Annotated in this window: 15 protein-coding genes and 1 pseudogene; 10 read left to right on the top strand and 6 right to left on the bottom strand. The window is 49.7% G+C overall.

What is annotated here, in order from left to right; all coding sequences use genetic code 11:
- Positions 1-18: 18 nt before the first annotated feature.
- From AC5JMP_RS07950 to AC5JMP_RS07925, 6 genes are all read left to right on the top strand, one after another.
- Positions 19-1,071 (top strand): glycosyltransferase family 2 protein, encoded by a 1,053-nt coding sequence (locus tag AC5JMP_RS07950; RefSeq protein WP_495850911.1) that lies wholly within the window; start codon positions 19-21, stop codon positions 1,069-1,071.
- A complete protein-coding gene (locus AC5JMP_RS07945) occupies positions 1,049-2,266 on the top strand; it encodes a glycosyltransferase family 4 protein (RefSeq protein ID WP_495850910.1) in 1,218 nt (405 codons plus the stop codon). The genes AC5JMP_RS07950 and AC5JMP_RS07945 overlap by 23 nt, the downstream gene beginning before the upstream one ends.
- A 4-nt stretch (positions 2,267-2,270) precedes the next feature.
- A complete protein-coding gene (locus AC5JMP_RS07940; RefSeq protein ID WP_495850909.1) occupies positions 2,271-2,942 on the top strand; it encodes an oligosaccharide flippase family protein in 672 nt (223 codons plus the stop codon).
- 39 nt (positions 2,943-2,981) lie between these two features.
- A complete protein-coding gene (locus tag AC5JMP_RS07935) occupies positions 2,982-3,752 on the top strand; it encodes a DUF6817 domain-containing protein (protein ID WP_495850908.1) in 771 nt (256 codons plus the stop codon).
- Between the two features lie 120 nt (positions 3,753-3,872).
- Positions 3,873-5,336, top strand: coding sequence for an MOP flippase family protein (locus AC5JMP_RS07930; protein WP_495850907.1), 1,464 nt, complete (start codon positions 3,873-3,875; stop codon positions 5,334-5,336).
- A 60-nt stretch (positions 5,337-5,396) separates the two neighbouring features.
- Entirely contained in the window at positions 5,397-6,320 is a 924-nt protein-coding gene (locus AC5JMP_RS07925) for a glycosyltransferase family 2 protein (protein WP_495850951.1), read from the top strand.
- Between the two features lie 157 nt (positions 6,321-6,477).
- On the opposite strand, the gene AC5JMP_RS07920 is transcribed toward AC5JMP_RS07925, so the two are convergent.
- The 4 genes from AC5JMP_RS07920 to AC5JMP_RS07905 all read right to left on the bottom strand — a co-directional run bounded on the left by AC5JMP_RS07920 (position 6,478) and on the right by AC5JMP_RS07905 (position 10,667).
- Positions 6,478-7,146: an ABC transporter ATP-binding protein gene (locus tag AC5JMP_RS07920; protein ID WP_495850906.1), complete on the bottom strand. Its 669-nt coding sequence runs from the start codon at positions 7,144-7,146 to the stop codon at positions 6,478-6,480.
- Position 7,147: 1 nt separating this feature from the next.
- Positions 7,148-8,371 carry an ABC transporter permease gene (locus AC5JMP_RS07915; RefSeq protein WP_495850950.1) on the bottom strand — a complete coding sequence of 408 codons (1,224 nt, stop codon included), beginning with the start codon at positions 8,369-8,371 and terminating at the stop codon, positions 7,148-7,150.
- A gap of 71 nt (positions 8,372-8,442) precedes the next feature.
- Positions 8,443-9,810, bottom strand: coding sequence for an efflux RND transporter periplasmic adaptor subunit (locus tag AC5JMP_RS07910; protein ID WP_495850905.1), 1,368 nt, complete (start codon positions 9,808-9,810; stop codon positions 8,443-8,445).
- A gap of 194 nt (positions 9,811-10,004) precedes the next feature.
- The gene (locus AC5JMP_RS07905) at positions 10,005-10,667 is read right to left on the bottom strand and encodes a hypothetical protein (RefSeq protein ID WP_495850904.1); all 663 of its coding nucleotides are present in this window, start codon (positions 10,665-10,667) and stop codon (positions 10,005-10,007) included.
- 144 nt (positions 10,668-10,811) lie between these two features.
- Here AC5JMP_RS07905 and AC5JMP_RS07900 point away from each other — a divergent pair, with 144 nt between their 5' ends.
- From AC5JMP_RS07900 to arfB, 4 genes are all read left to right on the top strand, one after another.
- Positions 10,812-11,492: a response regulator transcription factor gene (locus AC5JMP_RS07900; protein ID WP_495850903.1), complete on the top strand. Its 681-nt coding sequence runs from the start codon at positions 10,812-10,814 to the stop codon at positions 11,490-11,492.
- Positions 11,489-12,943, top strand: coding sequence for an ATP-binding protein (locus AC5JMP_RS07895; RefSeq protein WP_495850902.1), 1,455 nt, complete (start codon positions 11,489-11,491; stop codon positions 12,941-12,943). The genes AC5JMP_RS07900 and AC5JMP_RS07895 overlap by 4 nt, the downstream gene beginning before the upstream one ends.
- Before the next feature lie 241 nt (positions 12,944-13,184).
- A complete protein-coding gene (locus AC5JMP_RS07890) occupies positions 13,185-15,059 on the top strand; it encodes a CHAT domain-containing protein (protein WP_495850901.1) in 1,875 nt (624 codons plus the stop codon).
- A 173-nt stretch (positions 15,060-15,232) separates the two neighbouring features.
- On the top strand, positions 15,233-15,646 hold the full coding sequence (gene arfB, locus AC5JMP_RS07885) for an alternative ribosome rescue aminoacyl-tRNA hydrolase ArfB (RefSeq protein ID WP_495850900.1): 414 nt from the start codon (positions 15,233-15,235) through the stop codon (positions 15,644-15,646).
- A gap of 190 nt (positions 15,647-15,836) precedes the next feature.
- Here arfB and AC5JMP_RS07880 read toward each other — a convergent pair whose 3' ends face one another.
- Together AC5JMP_RS07880 and AC5JMP_RS07875 are read right to left on the bottom strand one after the other, a co-directional pair.
- Positions 15,837-16,952, bottom strand: a complete 1,116-nt coding sequence (locus AC5JMP_RS07880; protein ID WP_495850899.1) for an acetamidase/formamidase family protein — start codon at positions 16,950-16,952, stop codon at positions 15,837-15,839.
- Positions 16,953-17,236: 284 nt separating this feature from the next.
- Positions 17,237-17,439, bottom strand: a pseudogene (locus AC5JMP_RS07875) (hypothetical protein); the annotation flags it as partial.

The following is a 17,439-nucleotide window of genomic DNA, read 5'->3' as shown; positions in this document are numbered from 1 at the left end:
CTTGGAGGTTTGACATCAATGACTGAAGTAACGATCGTAGTTGTTCCGCGCGAACGATTTAGCTATACCCGTGAATCTCTTGAAAGTATCTATAAACATACATCAATGCCGCACAAGCTAGTGTATGTAGATGGGAATTCTCCACCGCAGGTACAGGAGTACCTGAAAGTACAAGCTCAAGAGAAAGAATTTAAGCTAATTCGCACCCACTACTATCTCTCTCCTAACCGTGCCCGGAACTTAGCTTTGGTAGAAGTTGACACAAAATATGTCGTGTTTCTGGACAATGATGTTGTTGTTACTCCAGGCTGGCTCGAAGCTTTGGTGAATTGCGCAGATGAAACTGGAGCAACAGTGGTTGGACCGCTAATGTGTCAGTATTTGCCGCTCCATGAAGACATCCACTTTGCGGGCGGTGAGTCTCGCGTGATTCGTGATGCTAGAGGCAGAAATCGACTGCGTGAAAAAATGTATCGACAGGGTCAGTCGGTGGCGAAAGTGCGATCGCAGCTTCAGCGCAGCCAAACTGAACTGTGTGAATTCCACTGCGCCTTGGTTCGCACAGAAATCTTCGATCGCATCGGCAAATTTGATGAAGCCATGCTCAACACAAAAGAGCATGTTGACTTCTGTATGGCTGTGGCTCAAGCAGGTGGCAGTGTCTACTTTGAGCCAGAGTGTCTTGCCACATACGTTCCCTCGTCGCCGCTAGCCTTGAGCGACTGGCACTTCTATATGCTGCGCTGGAGCGATGCTTGGGAGCTAGGAAGCCTGAGTCGCTTGCGGCAGAAGTGGAATTTGGCAGAAGACAGCTACTTTAAACAGAAATATAAGGCGCTGGGCTGGCGACGGCGAAAGACGATTCTGATGCCGATTGTCCATCGTCTTACCTTTGGCATTCGCAGCCGCAAGCTGGAAAAAATCTTGATGTATGGCTTGCTTGCCCCGATCGAAAAGCGCCTGAATCGCTACCTCACCGATCGCTACGCTCAACAGCACTTCGCCTTGGCTCCCTCACCAGACCCCTTACCGCTCACTCAAGAGAAGCATGAAAATTCTGCTCCTGCATGATTACGGCACGGCAACGGGTGGAGCCGAACTGCAAATGCTTTCACTGCGGCAGGGCTTGCGCGATCGGGGTCATCAGGTGTGTCTGCTGACGAGTCGGGCGCAGACGGTTAGCAGTCCACTGCTGTCCGACTCCCTCTGCTTTGGAACAACCAGCAAGCTGCAAGTGCTGTCACAAGTCGCGAATCCTTCAGCCTACTGGGTGCTACGGCAGGTGCTGCGGAACTTTCAGCCAGACGTTGTGCATGTCCGCATGTTCATGTGGCAATTATCACCTTTGATTCTGCCACTTCTACGCGATTTGCCTTGCCTATACCAAACGGCAGTTTATAAAGCTATCTGTCCGCTTGGTACAAAAGTGCTGCCCAACGGGGATTCCTGCGAATTTGCGGCGGGTTTAGCTTGCTTACAATCGGGTTGCCTAACCCCGCAGTCTTGGGCGATGCTAATGCTGCAACGGCAGCTTTGGTTACGTTGGCGATCGGCGTTCGATCGGGTTGTTGCCCTCAGTCATGGAATGAAGGTCAAACTTGAAGCCGAAGGCATCTCTCCGGTTGAAGTTGTTCACAATGGCGTGCCTGAACGCCCTATGCGTCCTGCCTTGCAAAACCCGCCCACCGTTGTTTTTGCGGGACGACTCGTACCTGAAAAAGGAGTTGAAGTTCTGCTGCGGGCGTTTGCACAAGTTCTGCCACAAGTTCCTCAAGCGCGGCTACTGATTGCTGGACAAGGCAGCGAGGTAAGCTTTCTGCAAACCTTGGCGGTAGAACTGGGTATTAGCAATGCCGTAACTTGGCTCGGACATTTGCCCTTCGCCGAGATGGAACAGCAGTTTGAAGCCGCTTGGGTACAGGCCGTTCCGTCACAGTGGGAAGAACCCTTTGGCAATGTATCGACCGAGGCAATGATGCGTGGCACGGCAGTGATTGCCAGTGCGGTAGGGGGGCAGCCAGAAATCGTGCAAGATGGCACCACTGGATTTTTGGTTCCACCTGGAGAGGTGGAGGCGATCGCGCTTCCGCTGCTGCGGCTGTTGAGCGATCGGACATTGGCAGAGCAAATGGGGCAAGCCGGACGACAACGCGCCTTAACGCACTTTAGCGAAACGCAGCGCACCGAGCGCTTTATCGACATCTATCAGCAAATTCAAGCTAAATATCCGACCCGCATTTCCCACTCTTCCGAGGCTCTGGCGTAAGTAGATGAGTATTCGAGAGCAGGCAATTAGAGGCGCTTTTTGGTCTGCTTTACAGAATTGGGGCAGTCAGGCGGGATCGCTAATTGTCTTTTTTCTGCTAGCACGGCTGCTAAAACCCGAAATGTTTGGGCTGGTTGCGATGGCAAATATTTTCCTTGCCTTGCTACAAATCTTCTTACAGCAGGGATTTGCCCAAAGCTTAATTCAGCGGAAAGATCTAGAGGCTGAGCATATTGATACTGCTTTTTGGACGAGTCTGGCGATCGGTCTTAGCTTATTTCTAATGAGCTGTACGGGAGCCTATGGAGTGGCAGCGGGATTTCATCAGCCGCTGCTTATCCCGATCTTACAAGCGCTCTCTTTACTGTTTTTGATCACAGCCTGTGGCAATGTGCAGCAAGCCTTGCTAGAACGTGCCCTTAACTTTAAGGCGACAGCCACCCGTGTGCTCAGTGGTACGATCGCTGGAGGCGCCATTGGTATTGCTATGGCGCTATATGGCTTCGGCGTTTGGAGTCTCGTTGCCCAGCAGATCGCTCAAGAGCTAGTTGGTGTTGTTTTATTGCGCGTTAGGTTACTACTCGATCGCCATACCCGCATTCGGCAGCAAGTTCAACGAAGTCAATCATTCACTCAATCATCTTTATCGCAAGGTACTGTTCCATCCTCTAGTTGAGCCACTCACATCCACCTACTCACGAGTGAGGTTATATCTATGCATTTATATGCCCAAACCAATATTCAACTTTTCAACCAGCTACATCAATTAGGTTATTCGCACGTTGAACTTGAGAGCATCTCCAATGCCTACAAGCTTGCCGTGCAGCTATTCACTGGACGGTTTCGCCCCTCTGGTAAAACCTTTATTGCCCATCTAGTCGGTACAGCTAGCGTTCTCGCACAGCTTCGAGTGTCTTACAAATTAGTTGTTGCAGGACTCTTGCACGCTGCCTACTCTCACGGCGATTTTGGTGCAGGTCAAACAGGCCGCTCAAAGGCGAAACAGAAGCAGGTTGTGCAGGCAATTGGTCAAGAAATTGAAGAATATATTGCCAGATACACCGCTTTACAGTGGAATATGGCAATTATTCCTATTATTCATCAGCAAATTGATATTCTGGATGACATTGGGCGCGATGTTTTGCTAGTTCGTCTAGCAAATGAACTGGAAGAGCGGTTGGATCTGGGCATTCTCTACTGCGGAGACTCTAAATCCCAGAGATACGCAGAGCGCGATCGTCACTTGTCTGAGATGGCAGAGAAGCTGGGTTATCCAACATTAGCAGCGGAATTTGAAACCGTATTTAAAGAAATTGCCGCGGCTGAACTTGCTAGGGAAATTTGCAATCCGACTAAGCAGGAATATTCGACGCTAGTGACTCCAAATTCTTGTCAAAGAAAATTGCCTATTCTCTTTCAACAAGCAACTGCTTACCAAATTTATCACTTGAAAGCTTTAGCCACACATCTTCTCCATCTCGATTAGGTAGAGGAAGCAAAGCCATCAAACTCTGGTTCTCAGGGTGGGAGACAAAAGGTCAAGGTTCTACCTTAAGGGTGAATTGCTAGTTTCAGCTAACTCGATCAGGACTGTCAAACTTCTGTAATGACTATCAAAGCACAAACAATTCAGGGAGTTGTCTGGTCTGCAATCCAAAATTGGGGAAGTCAAATTGGCTCTCTAGTGGTCTTTATTGTTCTGGCTCGGTTACTTGAACCCGCGACTTTTGGTTTAGCTGCGTTAGCAAATGTGGTTCTCGCTTTTATGCAAGTGTTTCTGGAGCAAGGTTTTACCCAAGCGCTAATTCAGCGAAAAGAACTAGAGCCAGAGCATTTAGACACTGCTTTCTGGACAAGCCTCATTAGCGGCATCTTGTTAACGGTGGCAGTATTTACTTTGGCAATTCCAGTTGCAAATGGCTTTCAGCAACCTCAACTTGCTCCTATTTTGCAGTGGCTCTCTGTTGTCTTTGTCATTACTTCGCTAAGCAGAGTGCAGCAAGCCGTTCTGGAACGTCAGTTCGCTTATAAAGAGATCGCCACCCGTTCATTACTCGGAACCTTGGCAGGAGGCATAACTGGAGTTCTGATGGCTTACAGTGGCTGGGGTGTTTGGAGCTTGGTTGGTCAGCAATTAGTGCAGGAATTAGTTGGCACATTGGTGCTTTGGCGAGTCAGCGATTGGCGACCACAATTCAAGTTCTCTGTCAGGCATTTCAAAGATTTATTTAACTTCGGTATCAATATTCTGGCATTTAATTTTCTAGGATTTTTGAATAGCCGAGCAGATGAATTTCTGATTGGTATTTTCTTAGGATCAACTGCGTTTGGCTTTTACAGTGTTGCCTATCGCATCCTGGCGGTGATGACTCAAGTTCTAGTCAGTACGACCAACCAGGTAGCGCTTCCTGCTTTCTCTCGTTTACAAGAAGATCCTGAGCGATTTCGACGAGCATTTTATACGGCTACCCAAATCACTAGCGCGATCGCATTTCCTACTTTTTTAGGAGTTGTAGTCTTAGCCCCTGAAATTGTGGTGACTTGCTTTGGAAAACAGTGGATGCCCTCTGTTCCAGTCATGCAAGTTCTCTCGGTAGTTGGAATTCTAAGGTCTGTTACTTATTTCAAAGGCTCAATTTTTATGGCGCTAGGTAAACCACAGTGGCGATTATATTTTGGTTTGCTGAGTGCTGGATTAAATGTTGTTGGGTTTGCGATCGCAGTGCGCTGGGGCATAGTTGCCGTTGCTTATGCTTATCTAGCTCGGGCTTTTATCTTGTTTCCGATTACTCAAAGGGCTGTTAGCAAGCTCCTTCAGACTTCGCTACTCCAATATTTGCGACAGTTTATCACTCCACTCATTTGCTCTCTCACAATGTCTGGAATCATTTTGCTTGCCAAACAATTGCTAGATAGTTCGATAAATTCACAGAGTTTATTAGTGTTCTGTATTGTACTTGGCGTGCTCGTGTATGTGATAGCCGTTCGCTTGTTTGCACCAAAATTATTTCAACAGATACTTGAACTTGCACATCTTGCTTCATCCCAAAAAAGGAGCCAAAGTCGTTAGTTTAAGAAAACTATAGTTTAAGAAAAACTATCTCTCAGCCAAACATTTATGACACAAAATATGATTCAAGAACCGCTACTCTTTTCCATTGTCATTCCTACCTATAACCGTCCCGATCGCCTGCACAAATGCCTCGAAGCAATTTCACAACTTAACTACTCTCGCGAGAATTTTGAAGTGATTGTGGTCGATGATGGTAGCAAAATACCGCTTGTTTCAGTGATTGAACCCTTGCAAGCGGTGCTGAATCTAACGCTTTTGCGGCAGGCAAACGCAGGTCCTGCCAGTGCCCGTAACGCCGGGGCGGCGATCGCCCAGGGAAAATTCATCGTTTTCACAGATGATGATTGTATCCCTACTTCTGATTGGCTAGCTGCCCTTGAGGTTCAGTTTCAATTGACCCCTGATGCGCTGGTGGGCGGAAAAACGCTCAACGCACTGCCAGAAAATTTGTACTCAACAGCTAGCCAGCTTTTGATTGATTATCTCTATGGCTACTACAACGCTGAGGCGACAGCCAGCTTTTTTGCCTCGAATAACTTTGCGCTATCTACGGCTACCTTTCAGTTGCTCAAGGGGTTTGACACAACATTTCCGCTAGCCGCAGGTGAAGATCGTGAGTTCTGCGATCGCTGGCTGCACCAAGGCTATCAGATGGTTTACGCACCACAGGTCAAGGTATACCATGCCCATCAATTAACTTTCAAGACATTTTGGCGGCAGCATTTCAACTATGGTCGAGGAGCATTCTGCTTTCACCAAGTGCGTACCCAGCGAATTCATGACCGTATCCAAATTGAACCCATTTCGTTCTACTTTAATCTTCTTACTTATCCACTTACACAGTCCTCTTCTCAGTCAGGCATCCTACTAGCTTTATTGCTCTTTCTATCTCAAGTGGCAAACGTAGCGGGATTCTTCAGAGAACGTATAAAGCCAGCCTCCTTCAAAAATTCATCCTTATCGCCTGCTTCACTCTCTTAAGGCAGAAATATAGCCCATAATTATCGGGCTTAGGACATTTTTGAGGGCGCGCGGAGCGCGCCCTCAAAAATGTCCCCGTCCTGACTGCTGTGAATGCAGCCATAACCTTTCGCAGTTGGAGGAAAGAAAAAGTAGCCCATTAAAAGTTTTTGAGCAATCAGACGATCAGCCCGTCTTTGACGTGAATCGTGCGATGGGTTTGAGCTGCGATATCTGGCTCATGTGTGACGATGACGATCGTGATTCCCTGACGGTTTAAATCGCTGAGCAGCTCCATCACTTCGGCAGAAGTTTGGGTATCCAAAGCTCCGGTAGGTTCATCTGCCAAGACTAGCGCGGGACGATTCACCAAGGCACGGGCGATCGCTACTCGCTGCTGCTGACCTCCCGAAAGCTGGCTAGGTCGATTGGAAAGGCGATCGCCCAACCCGACGCGGGTCAGAGCCTCGATCGCCCGCTGGCGACGTTTGGGTTTAGGAATGTTGGCGTAGATCATCGGCAGCATGACGTTTTCGAGCGCCGTGGAGCGAGACAGTAGGTTGAACTGCTGAAACACAAAGCCAATCCGACGATTGCGGATATAGGCGAGTTCGTCTTGGGTCAGTCCGCTGAGGTTATAGCCTTCTAGCACATAGAGTCCTGACGTGGGGCGATCTAGTCCACCCAGGATATTCATCAGCGTCGATTTTCCGGAACCCGACATACCCATAATGGCGACATATTCTCCTTCTTCGATCGCCAAATCAATGCCCTTTAGTACGGGAACATCAATTTCTCCCAATCGGTAAGTTTTGCGGATTTCTTCCATCCAGATCATGGTAGCCATATCAATCGCTCCTGAGGGCGGCGATCGGATCAAGTCTGGCAGCATTACGTGCCGGAATTACACCTGCAATGATGCCGATCACAAACGATAGACCGAATCCCAGCACGATTGACCAGAGAGAAACCACAAAGGGAAACTTGAAGATCAAAGCGGTGACAAATCCAATAGCAATTCCTAGCCCAATGCCGATCGCCCCGCCGATAATCGAAATCACGGCTGCCTCGGTCAGAAATTGGCTCAAGACTGCGGTGTTGGTGGCCCCGATCGCCTTGCGAATGCCGATTTCGCGGGTGCGTTCTACCACTGATACAAGCATGATATTGGCAATACCAATGCCGCCCACAACGAGGGAGATAGCAGCGATCGCCACCACCATAATCGTGAACATCCCCACGACGTTTGTCAGCGTGCTAATCACATCAGATTGGTTGGTTAGTCTAAAATCATCGGCAGCGGGCGGAAATATTTTGTGGCGGACGCGCAGCAAATTTGTGATTTGAAACTGGGCGGCATTCATGGGGTCAGGATTGCTCTGATCTTCAGCTTTGACTTTCACATAGATGCCTCGGACAGCAATTCCGGCAAGGGCGTTGTTTCCCACCAGCCGCGCCGACATGTTAGTCAGCGGAATATAGACCTGCTCATCAAGATTAAACGGCCCTTGAGAGCCTTTCGGCTCCATGACGCCAATCACGTCATAGCTCTCTCCCTGAATCCGGATTCTTGCCCCGGTTACAACGCTGCCTGTGCCCAGCAGCTCGTCGCGAGCGGTAGGGCCAATAACGGCTAATGGCTTGGCGGCGGTTATCTCTTCGGGCGTGAAAAATCGCCCTTCCTGGGGATGTGTGTTTCTCACATCTGCGTAGTTTGCGTCGGTGCCGATGATGGTGGTAGAAATATTTTGCTGATCAGAAACCACCTGCGCCGTCTGTTGCAGATACGCCGAAACCAACTGAGTTGACGAAACCTGGCTCTGAATCGCCTGGGCATCGTCCCAGGTTAAGGTTGAGGCGGAACCGCCCCCTTGACTGACGTTGCCGCTCCGAGCTGCACCCGCCTGCACCTGCAAGATATCGGTTCCTAAGCCTTGAAGCTGCTGCTCCGTTGCCTTTTGTACCCCTTGACCGATCGAGGTAATCGCAATCACCGCCGTAATGCCGATAATAATCCCCAGCATGGTCAGCAACGTGCGGAGTTTGTTGCTCCATAACGCCTCAGCCGCCATAGAAAGAATTTCGGCGATCGACACAGGCTGGAGATGAATCACCGGGGCAGATCTGACTTGAGCTTTTGTTTTCACTGCCTCCGTCCTCCGCCTGGATTGAGTCCCGGCAAAGACAATCGATTGCCGCCCGACGAAGCAGGTGCTGAGGACGAAGCGGGCGCGCTAATCAGGATTTGCTGATTGTCCTCTAGTCCAGACTGAACTTCAGTTTGGTTGCCTACCGTAGTGCCCGTTTTAATGGGCGTGAATTGCGATTTTCCCTCGTTCACCACCAACACTCCCTCTCCCGCTTGCTGCCGGACGATCGCCACGGTGGGAATCGTCAAAACATTGGTCAGTTCACCCGCTTTAAACTCCACATCTACATTCATGCCGGGACGCAGGAGACGCTGAGTGTCTGAGAGAATGTCCACTTTCACCTCAAAACTGGTGACGTTGCTGGTCACGGTTGCCTCTGCCGCAACTTGTGCCACGCGTCCAGTAAAAGTTTGGTCGAGATAGGCATCGGCTTTCAGGCTAACGGGCTGCCCAACTTTGATTCGGGCGATATCTGTTTCAGCCACCTTTGCCACGACTTGATAGGTGGAGGCGAGAGACAGGATAGAGGAAGAAGTTGCAGAGGAGGTGTCGCTGGCGGATGTGGTGGGCGCAACAAAGTCACCTGGATCGGCATAGCGCTTGGTAATGGTGCCGCTGAAAGGTGCACGGATGATGGCATCGTCAATTTGAGTTTCGATCGTCTTGAGATTTCCCTCTGCCTGAGTTACTTCTGCCCGCGCCGCATCAATATCTTCTTGGCGGCTTCCGGCTTGCGACAGACCTGTAACCTGCTGAGCTTGTTCTACAGCAGCTTGCGCGGTGTCTCGCGTGGTGCGAACTGTATCGAGTGCCTGAGCGGCGATCGCTCCTTCGTTATAGAGCTGCTGGTTGCGCCGCAAATCCGACTCTGCCTGACGCAGACTTGCCTCTGCACTCTTGAGTTGCGCTTGCGATTGAGCGACCTCTTGGGGACGATTGCCAGCGATCGTCTTTTGCAGATTGGCCTGAGCCGACGCAAGCTGCCCCTGAGCGGAGAGAAGCTGTCCTTGCAGGTCAGAATCATCCATATAGGCGAGGATTTGCCCTGATGCTGCCATGTCCCCTTCTTCGACAATGATGCTCTTGACCCGTCCTGAGTTTTTGGGGCTGACGTTGGTGGATTGCTTGGGTCGCACCGTGCCATTGGCGGAAATCGTGATGGGTAAGGTCGATCGCTTCACGGCGACTGTCTGCATTTGCCGCCTAGCTTCCTGCCGTGAAGCAGTGGTCATCTGACGGTAAACCAGGTATCCGCCTCCTGCCAGCAAGCCCAGAGCCAGTAGCCCAACCAGCCAGCGGGTTAGCCGCTTATTCTTTACCAATGGCATCAATGCTGTTCGGGGAGGCGAATCAAGTTTCATACTCGCTGTTGTATTGGATGACGAAACTGCTGTTTACGAGACCATTGTAGTGAGGGGGCAAGAAATTGTTTTGGGCTGGATAGAAGTGCCTCGCCCAAAACAAGCTAGGATTTTCGACTTGACTCAGGGTAGATGTCCCTGCCTACAAAATCAGATTAGCGACCATCAGGCTGGCTTGAAGGCTGCCCAGTAGTCTAGTTGCCAGGACGATCGCCAGGACGATCGCCAGCCGGACGAGCTGGAATCCCAAGCGCCTGAATGAGCTGATCTTCAGTCACGCCAAGCTTAGTCGCTGCACCCGCAATATCTAGCCGTCCTCGACGACCTTGAGGGCCTTCTGTCGGAGGACGATCAGGCATTCCTAGGGCAGCCTTGAGTTGCTCTTTTGTAACTCCCAACTCTGTTGCCGCAGCTTGCAAATCAGGACGATTCCGGGGACGTGAGGGTTCGCCAGTCTGAGGATCGATCGTGAGTCCAAGCGCCTGAGTCAACTGCTCCTCACTCACGCCAAGCTGGGTTGCAGCTTCTTGGAAACTGGGTCGCGCCGGACGGCTGCCTTCTGGACGATTTTCTGGGCGATTTTCTGGGCGATCGCCTTCAGGGGGTCGAGCGGGCACTCCCAAGGCTTCTTTCAACTCTGCCTCGGTAGTTCCAAGCTGAGCCGCTGCCGCAGAAAAGTCAATACGGCGGCGCTCTTTTCTCATCTGTCCTTGAGCGGGGTCTTCAGGGGAAGCCTGTACTAGCAGATTTGGGCTGAGGGCAGTTTTGGCAGATACGGTAGCAGATACAGTCCAGCCGAGCGCCCCAACAATCACTAGAGAAGTGATAGAGAGCATCCACAGACGCTGAATTTTCATAGCTTTCATTCCTTTCCTAAGCAAGTTAATGTGGTCTATACCCTGAATTAAATGCGTTGAAAATGATCTTTGGCGACCCGTCTGAATTACAGTTTTGTAATTCGATTCCGCCATTGTCAGACCTACAATGGAGCAGTGGATACAATGCACGTTCTGTTTGTGGAAGATGAGTCCAAGATTGCCAGCTTCGTCCAAGTTGGATTGAGGGAGCAAGGGTTCGTCGTTGACTATTGCGACAATGGTGACGAAGCCTATGCCAAGGCGATCGCCCATGAGTATGATGTGCTGTTGCTGGATATTATGGTTCCTGGTAGAGATGGGCTGTCTATCCTCAAGCATTTGCGGCGATCGGGAAAAAATACGCCCGTGATTTTGTTGACGGCACGCAATGAGCTGGACGATCGGCTAGAAGGGCTGAATCTGGGAGCCGATGATTACATGGCTAAGCCGTTTTTTGTCGAAGAACTGGTAGCCCGAATTCATGCGGTAGTGCGACGAAGTGCGGGCGATCGCCAAAACTTTCTCTCGGTGGGATTACTAAAACTCGATCGAATTACCCGTGAAGTGACTTGTAATCAACAGCTGGTTGAGCTGACGACACGAGAGTTTAATTTGTTGGAATATCTTATGCGTTCTCCTGGGCGTGTATTTACTCGGACTCAAATCTTAGAGCATGTCTGGGGCTATGATTTCAATCCCAATACCAACGTTGTAGATGTGTGCATTCAGCGAATCCGCAAGAAAGTTGATTCAGGAGATGAATTAAGCTGGATTGAGAGTGTACGCGGAGTTGGATATCGCTTTCGCAAGTCGGAGTCAGCATGATTCGCTCATTTCGGCTCCGAATTGCCTTGTTCTCGGTGGCTTTGGCGGGGAGTGCTCTAGTAGGTTTTGGCATTATTGCTTGGAGGCTGATTTATGTTGCCGAAGTTAGCCGCCTGGATGCCAAACTAGAAAGTCAGGCGAAGCGGGCTACCCGTCCTCGATCGCCAGAGGAATGGCAGGCTTTTGGCGCTTCGCTATCGCTAGAGCTAGGAGCCGATGCTGACACGCCGACTGCAGTATTAGTCAAGAATAGTCAGGGTGAGGTACTTTATCAGTCTGGGCAAGAGTTTGCAGAAATAAATTTGCAAAATTTCTTTCCTCCTTTACTCATTCCCCCAGTCTCGCCGGATGAGAACGATCTAGCTCTGGGAACAGAAAAATCTCCGAGAAATCTCGATCGCTCTTTTTCTGTAATGGGCGGCATGTTTCCCAATCCTCGCATTCAAACTCAGCGCACGGCTACCGGAGATTGGCGGATTGGAGCAGTAAGCACTCCTCGTGCTCAGGCGGCGATCGCTATTAGTCTTCAGGCGATTGACCAAGAAATGGATGTGATTCGCAACATCTTTCTGGTTGCTATTTCTGGAACTCTGCTACTGGTCGCGGGAGGAGCCTGGGGATTGTCAGGTAGAGCATTGCGTCCTATTCGTAGATTAACAGCAGCGATTCAGCAAGTGACCGTTGCCGGACTCGATCAGCAGATCCATCTGGGGGCTACTGATGTTGAGTTCGTAGAGTTAATTCAAGTCTTTAATCAAATGTTAGAGCGGCTAGAACGGAGCTTCAAGCAGGCTTCTCGGTTTAGCGCAGATGCAGCACATGAGCTTAAAACACCGCTTGCTATTTTGCAGGGAGAATTAGAACAGGCGCTCTATCATGCTGAACCAGGCTCGGAAGTTCAGCAAAACCTTAGCAATTTACTGGATGAAGTTCGTCGCCTGAGCGGCATTGTGCGCAAGCTGCTGCTGCTATCGCTTGCTGATGCTGGACAGATGAGCCTGCATAAGGTTGAGGTCAACCTGTCAGAGCTGCTAGCCGTGATTGTTGAAGATATGGAGCTACTGGCACCCCATCTGACGCTAGAGGCCGATGTGGCCAGCGATTTGTGGGTGTGGGGCGATCGCGATCTTTTGACTCAAGTGTTGCAAAATTTGGTGAGCAATGCCATCAAGTACAATTTGCCTAACGGATGGATACGGATTCAGGCTCGGCAGAGGCTGTCTGTACAGGTGACCATCTCTAATGCGTCTAACACCATGCCCCTGAGCGATCGTCCTCGTATTTTCGATCGCTTCTATCGAGGCGATCCTGCCCGAACTCGCAAAGTAGAGGGAATTGGGCTAGGACTCAGCCTGTCACGGGAAATCGCGCGGGCACACAATGGCGACTTGGTGCTTGACTCAGCGCCAGAGGGACAGACGGCACTGACGCTAAGTTTGCCCAGCCGCTAGTTTGCCAGAAGCGCCCTTTGATTACCAGAAGGGATCAGTAGAGCGCAAAGTCTTCCTATTTTTCCTAAAAGCTGGATTTCAAAGGCGCTCTGCGCCTTTGAAATCCAGCTTTTAGGATTTTGTGGCGCGCGGAGCGCGCCACAAAATCCTAACTTGCGATCTGCTGGGGATGGATAAAGTCAGCCCAATTGGGTAGAAGAGAGCATAAACTTTAGGTAGATCTCATTACCGCTTAGATGCTGTGAATAGTATTTCCCCAGAAAAAATTCTAATCCTAGCAGCAAATCCCAAAAATACGAAGAGATTGCGGTTAGACGAAGAAGCTCACGAAATTGAAGCAGGGCTAGAACGTTCACGGGAGCGCGAACGCTTTGAGGTCAGAACGAAATGGGCTGTCAGCCGTAAAGGCATTCATCGCGCCATTTTGGACTATGAACCCCAAATTATTCACTTTTGTGGACATGGCGAGGGAGAGGAAGGATTGGTCTTTGAAGACGAGACGGGTCAGGCTCAACTCGTAGATGGAGAAGCTCTGGCAGATTTATTTGAACTCCTAACAAGCTGCATCAGGATTGAGTGCGTCTTACTGAATGCCTGTTACTCAGAACAACAGGCAAGAGCGATCGCTCAGCATGTCAAGTATGTCATTGGCATGAGCCAAGCCATTAGTGATAGAGCAGCTATAGAATTCGTTGTCGGGTTTTATGATGGATTAGGGGCTGGGAAATCAATTGAGTTTTCGTACAAATTAGGTCGGAGTGCAATTCGACGGGCTAAAACTCCAGAACATTTAATTCCTATCCTATTACAAAGACCTTCATCTTTAATATTTGAGCAAAGAGTATTTGAGCAAAGTTCTCCTAAACCTTCTCCAGAACCTTTTGTTCCAATCGAACAAGCCCAGGATATACCCTCTGTTACTTCAGACGTTCCACAGCTACAGTTGACCTCCCCAGATCTAGAAACTGCATCTGCTACGCCTTTACAGCCAGCACAAAGCATCCAACGGTGGCAAAGGAGATGGAAAAGGATACGACGTTATCCATTAGCCTACGTACTATTGTCTGGTATGGTAATCGCCGTGATGATTGTCGCTATGGGAACCATGACCCCTCCGCAACTCTCTAACATCGATTTCCCTTCGGGGACATTCAAGTATACCGGAACCTCTACCTGGTCTTCATTGCGTTGTGAAGGAAGTGGCGTTGGAATTGATACTCAGTTTGATTTTCTTGCCACTAATTCTTTTAATCCTACCTTCACCCTGCCTAGCGATCTTAACTTAGAAGGAAAGCGGGTTAATTCTCTCACTGCCATTGAGTTATTGGTCAGCCATGAGAAAGATATTGCGTTTGCAGTATCTTCGCTTCCTCTTGCCGAGGCTTTGACGGATGAACAAAAAGAAAACGCGAGGGGAAAAGGATTTATTCTTGAAGAGTATCCAGTGGCACAAGATGTTACCGCGATCGCTGTTCATCCCGATCTAGATCTTAGAATGTTTGGTGGACTCAACCTAGCCGATTTGAGAAAAATTTATACCAGCGATAAACAGCTAAATTGGCAAGATTTTAGAGGCTCTCAAGTAGAGAATATAGCTATTATTCCCTTCATCAATAAAGCAGAAGAAGAGGCGGCTAATCAAGGCAAAGCTTATGCCTTCCAGAAATATGTTTTGCAGGGTCAACCGTTTGGTTCGACGGTTCAATCTGTTGATAATAGCGAGCTTGGAAGACAAAAAGTCAGTGAAACTCCTGGTGGAATATATCTTGCCCCCTCTGCGTTAATTTACAACTATTTCACTCAGGACACATCTACAGTAAAACCCATGCCCATTGCTGAAGCGGGTGACAAACCCGTTCTTCCGTTTGCCATCACCTTTAAGCCTAGAGAAATCTGTAAAAACGAAACTAGCGCTTATTCACCTGTGTCGGTGAACTCTGCATACCCTCAAGATCTTCAGCATGAAACGGTGTCCATAGTGGTAAAACGTTACTACGGGAATCAGGTTGAAGAATGGCAAAAAGAGCATGAGAAAGCAGGGCAAGCCTATGCTAAAACTTTGAAGACTAAGGAAGGACAAGATTTATTGATGCGTATGGGGTTTAGACCTTTGTAGCGATCGATAGCAGCGGGTAAAGCTCCATGTGCGCGGGTTTCGGGCGATCGATACCTGGAGTCCACTCTTACCGACCCCTGACCCTCTGAAACTTATGGCGATCAGCACTCACTATCACCCAACTAAAACGACCCTATACTGGTTATGGCGTTGCCTAAAGTCCTCCCCCATTTATGCTAGAAATTACCAAACGCACCGCCATCCCTCCCAGTGAAATCGAGCTAAGTGCCATTCGTTCGCAGGGCGCAGGGGGGCAAAACGTCAACAAAGTTGCTACTGCCATTCACCTGCGTTTCGATATCAATGCCTCTTCCCTTTCTCCCCTCTACAAAGAGCGCCTGCTCAACCTGGGTGATAGCCGCATCACCAAAGATGGCGTTATTGTCATCAAAGCCCAACAGCATCGCACCCAAGAGCAAAATAAAGAAGATGCGCTCATCCGCCTCCAACAGTTGCTCCAAAGCGTGACAGTCATCCCTAAAAACCGCAAACCTACGAAGCCTTCGCGCAGTGCCAAGCAAAAGCGGCTCGACAGTAAAGCCAAACGGGGGCAGATCAAAACGCTCCGAGGCGATGTCAAGGAGTAAAGCCTCTGAGATTTAACTCTGAGATTTAACCATTTGAATCTCAAACCCCTCGGTTGAATAGTTGGCAGAACAGAACGACCCAGATGGTTTAATGGGGTATTTTTCCCGTTCTCCTCAAGCCATGACGATCGCTCAGCCAGCCTAGACTTGACATTCTAAAATGGCTCAAGTTCAAGAGGCTACTTGAAGCCTAAACGAAGATATCGAGGGGCAAAAAGGCAGAAACCACGAAGTTCGGTACGTCTACCATCTCGCTGACCTTCAAGTCAACCGCGACACTGCAAATCGCGTAAGCCTCCTGCGGAGTGAACCCTCGCTGATCCACAAGATGATCAATCATATTCAGCAGCGCATTGCGGGCGGCAACGGTCAGATCCTCAGAATAGTTGACTCCTTCGCGCGTGTAGGACTGCCCAGTCGTGGCAAAGAATCGCTGTGGAACCGCCATTTGCGGAGTCGTGAAGTAGTCGTTGCGGTAAAACTGGGTGTCTCGAATTCCCAGACGCTCAGCTTCCCCTTTAATCACCTGAAACGAGGCATAGAACGTTGCACCCATTTCTACGGCTGTGCCGCAGGTTTCACAATCGCCTTGTGCAAAGTGGGCATCTCCAGCCGAGAATAAAGCACCAGGGACATAGACCGGAATCCGGACAGTGGTGCCTGCCGTCAGTTGCTTGATGTCCAGGTTGCCACCTGTTTCGTGGGGGGCGATCGTCCGCATGGCTTGAGTAGCAATTCCCGAATTGGGAACCGCGTTTTTGGCATCGGGCAGCAGGACATTTCCTCCCTTGGCTTTCAGTTCAGCCTCTCTCGCGTAAATCTTGTGCAGCAGATCGTGGGACGGCGCAACACCCATCACCCCCATGAACGCAGCACCCGGAATGCTGACACCCGGCAAGTCCTCTGAGGTTGCTGTCTCGTTGGCGATGTTCCAACGAATAATGTAGGGGTCTGGAAACAAATCTCGCAAGAAGCCAAAGCCTGGGACTTGCAAGGTGTAGCCGAAGGGTTGGGGATCAATCTGACGAACGGTGACTTCTAGAATATCTCCCGGTTCTGCGCCTTTGACATAAACAGGCCCCGTGAGGGGATGCACCAATCCCAAATTCAACCGCCCGACCGCTTCGTGAGTCGTATCGGGTTTGATCTGTCCATCGAAGGCATCGAGCGTTTCCATGCCAATCACCTGACCCGGCTCAACTTCAACTTTGGGTTCAATCTCAGGGTGCCAGCGGTTGTGTCCGACATGGGACTGGTCACAGAGCGGCTTAGCGCGATCGACTGAGAGAAAAGCACTCGCTTCCATTGAATTTCGCCCCTTCGAGAAGAATGTCAAAAATCTACTGCCAATCAACGGCTGTGGCTGTGGCGAATTTGACAGCTTGTTTGTGTTTGTCGAGGTGCAATCAAGGACATTTGGGGTGGGGCGCGAAGCGCCCCACCCCAAATGTCCTAAGCAAACTGGTGACAGCCACATAGCTCTACTCCCCATCTTGGTAAAGAAGCCAAAAAGCTAGAGACAAAAAAAGCCCAGTTCTGATAGCTTGCAGAAACCTGGGCAGAGTAAGGCTTGAAATATTGCGATCGCAATTAAACGTTTTGATAGTGCAGTTCTTCTAACCACACACGTAATTCCTGAACAGAGACTTGCTTGATCGATTCTCTTGTCGTGGGATCATAAGCATTCCAGGTCACTTTACCAGCGTCTTGAATTTGCCACACACGAGGTTCGGAAGAGGGATTGAGGTAGGCAAGTGTCCTTTGCCAGAAGTTATTCAGATGATCAATTAGAC

The organism is Drouetiella sp. (genome assembly GCF_059504425.1).
This window is presented reverse-complemented; position numbering and strand designations above follow the sequence as displayed.

What these genes read in the sequence shown, in the direction of transcription:
- AC5JMP_RS07915 (WP_495850950.1), bottom strand. Translation starts at nt 8,371, where the DNA reads ATGGCGGCTGAGGCGTTATGGAGCAACAAACTCCGCACGTTGCTGACC.
- AC5JMP_RS07930 (WP_495850907.1), top strand. Translation starts at nt 3,873, where the DNA reads ATGACTATCAAAGCACAAACAATTCAGGGAGTTGTCTGGTCTGCAATC.
- AC5JMP_RS07910 (WP_495850905.1), bottom strand. Translation starts at nt 9,810, where the DNA reads ATGAAACTTGATTCGCCTCCCCGAACAGCATTGATGCCATTGGTAAAG.
- AC5JMP_RS07945 (WP_495850910.1), top strand. Translation starts at nt 1,049, where the DNA reads ATGAAAATTCTGCTCCTGCATGATTACGGCACGGCAACGGGTGGAGCC.
- AC5JMP_RS07925 (WP_495850951.1), top strand. Translation starts at nt 5,397, where the DNA reads ATGATTCAAGAACCGCTACTCTTTTCCATTGTCATTCCTACCTATAAC.
- AC5JMP_RS07920 (WP_495850906.1), bottom strand. Translation starts at nt 7,146, where the DNA reads ATGGCTACCATGATCTGGATGGAAGAAATCCGCAAAACTTACCGATTG.
- AC5JMP_RS07880 (WP_495850899.1), bottom strand. Translation starts at nt 16,952, where the DNA reads ATGGAAGCGAGTGCTTTTCTCTCAGTCGATCGCGCTAAGCCGCTCTGT.
- AC5JMP_RS07905 (WP_495850904.1), bottom strand. Translation starts at nt 10,667, where the DNA reads ATGAAAATTCAGCGTCTGTGGATGCTCTCTATCACTTCTCTAGTGATT.
- AC5JMP_RS07940 (WP_495850909.1), top strand. Translation starts at nt 2,271, where the DNA reads ATGAGTATTCGAGAGCAGGCAATTAGAGGCGCTTTTTGGTCTGCTTTA.
- AC5JMP_RS07950 (WP_495850911.1), top strand. Translation starts at nt 19, where the DNA reads ATGACTGAAGTAACGATCGTAGTTGTTCCGCGCGAACGATTTAGCTAT.
- AC5JMP_RS07935 (WP_495850908.1), top strand. Translation starts at nt 2,982, where the DNA reads ATGCATTTATATGCCCAAACCAATATTCAACTTTTCAACCAGCTACAT.
- AC5JMP_RS07895 (WP_495850902.1), top strand. Translation starts at nt 11,489, where the DNA reads ATGATTCGCTCATTTCGGCTCCGAATTGCCTTGTTCTCGGTGGCTTTG.
- arfB (WP_495850900.1), top strand. Translation starts at nt 15,233, where the DNA reads ATGCTAGAAATTACCAAACGCACCGCCATCCCTCCCAGTGAAATCGAG.
- AC5JMP_RS07900 (WP_495850903.1), top strand. Translation starts at nt 10,812, where the DNA reads ATGCACGTTCTGTTTGTGGAAGATGAGTCCAAGATTGCCAGCTTCGTC.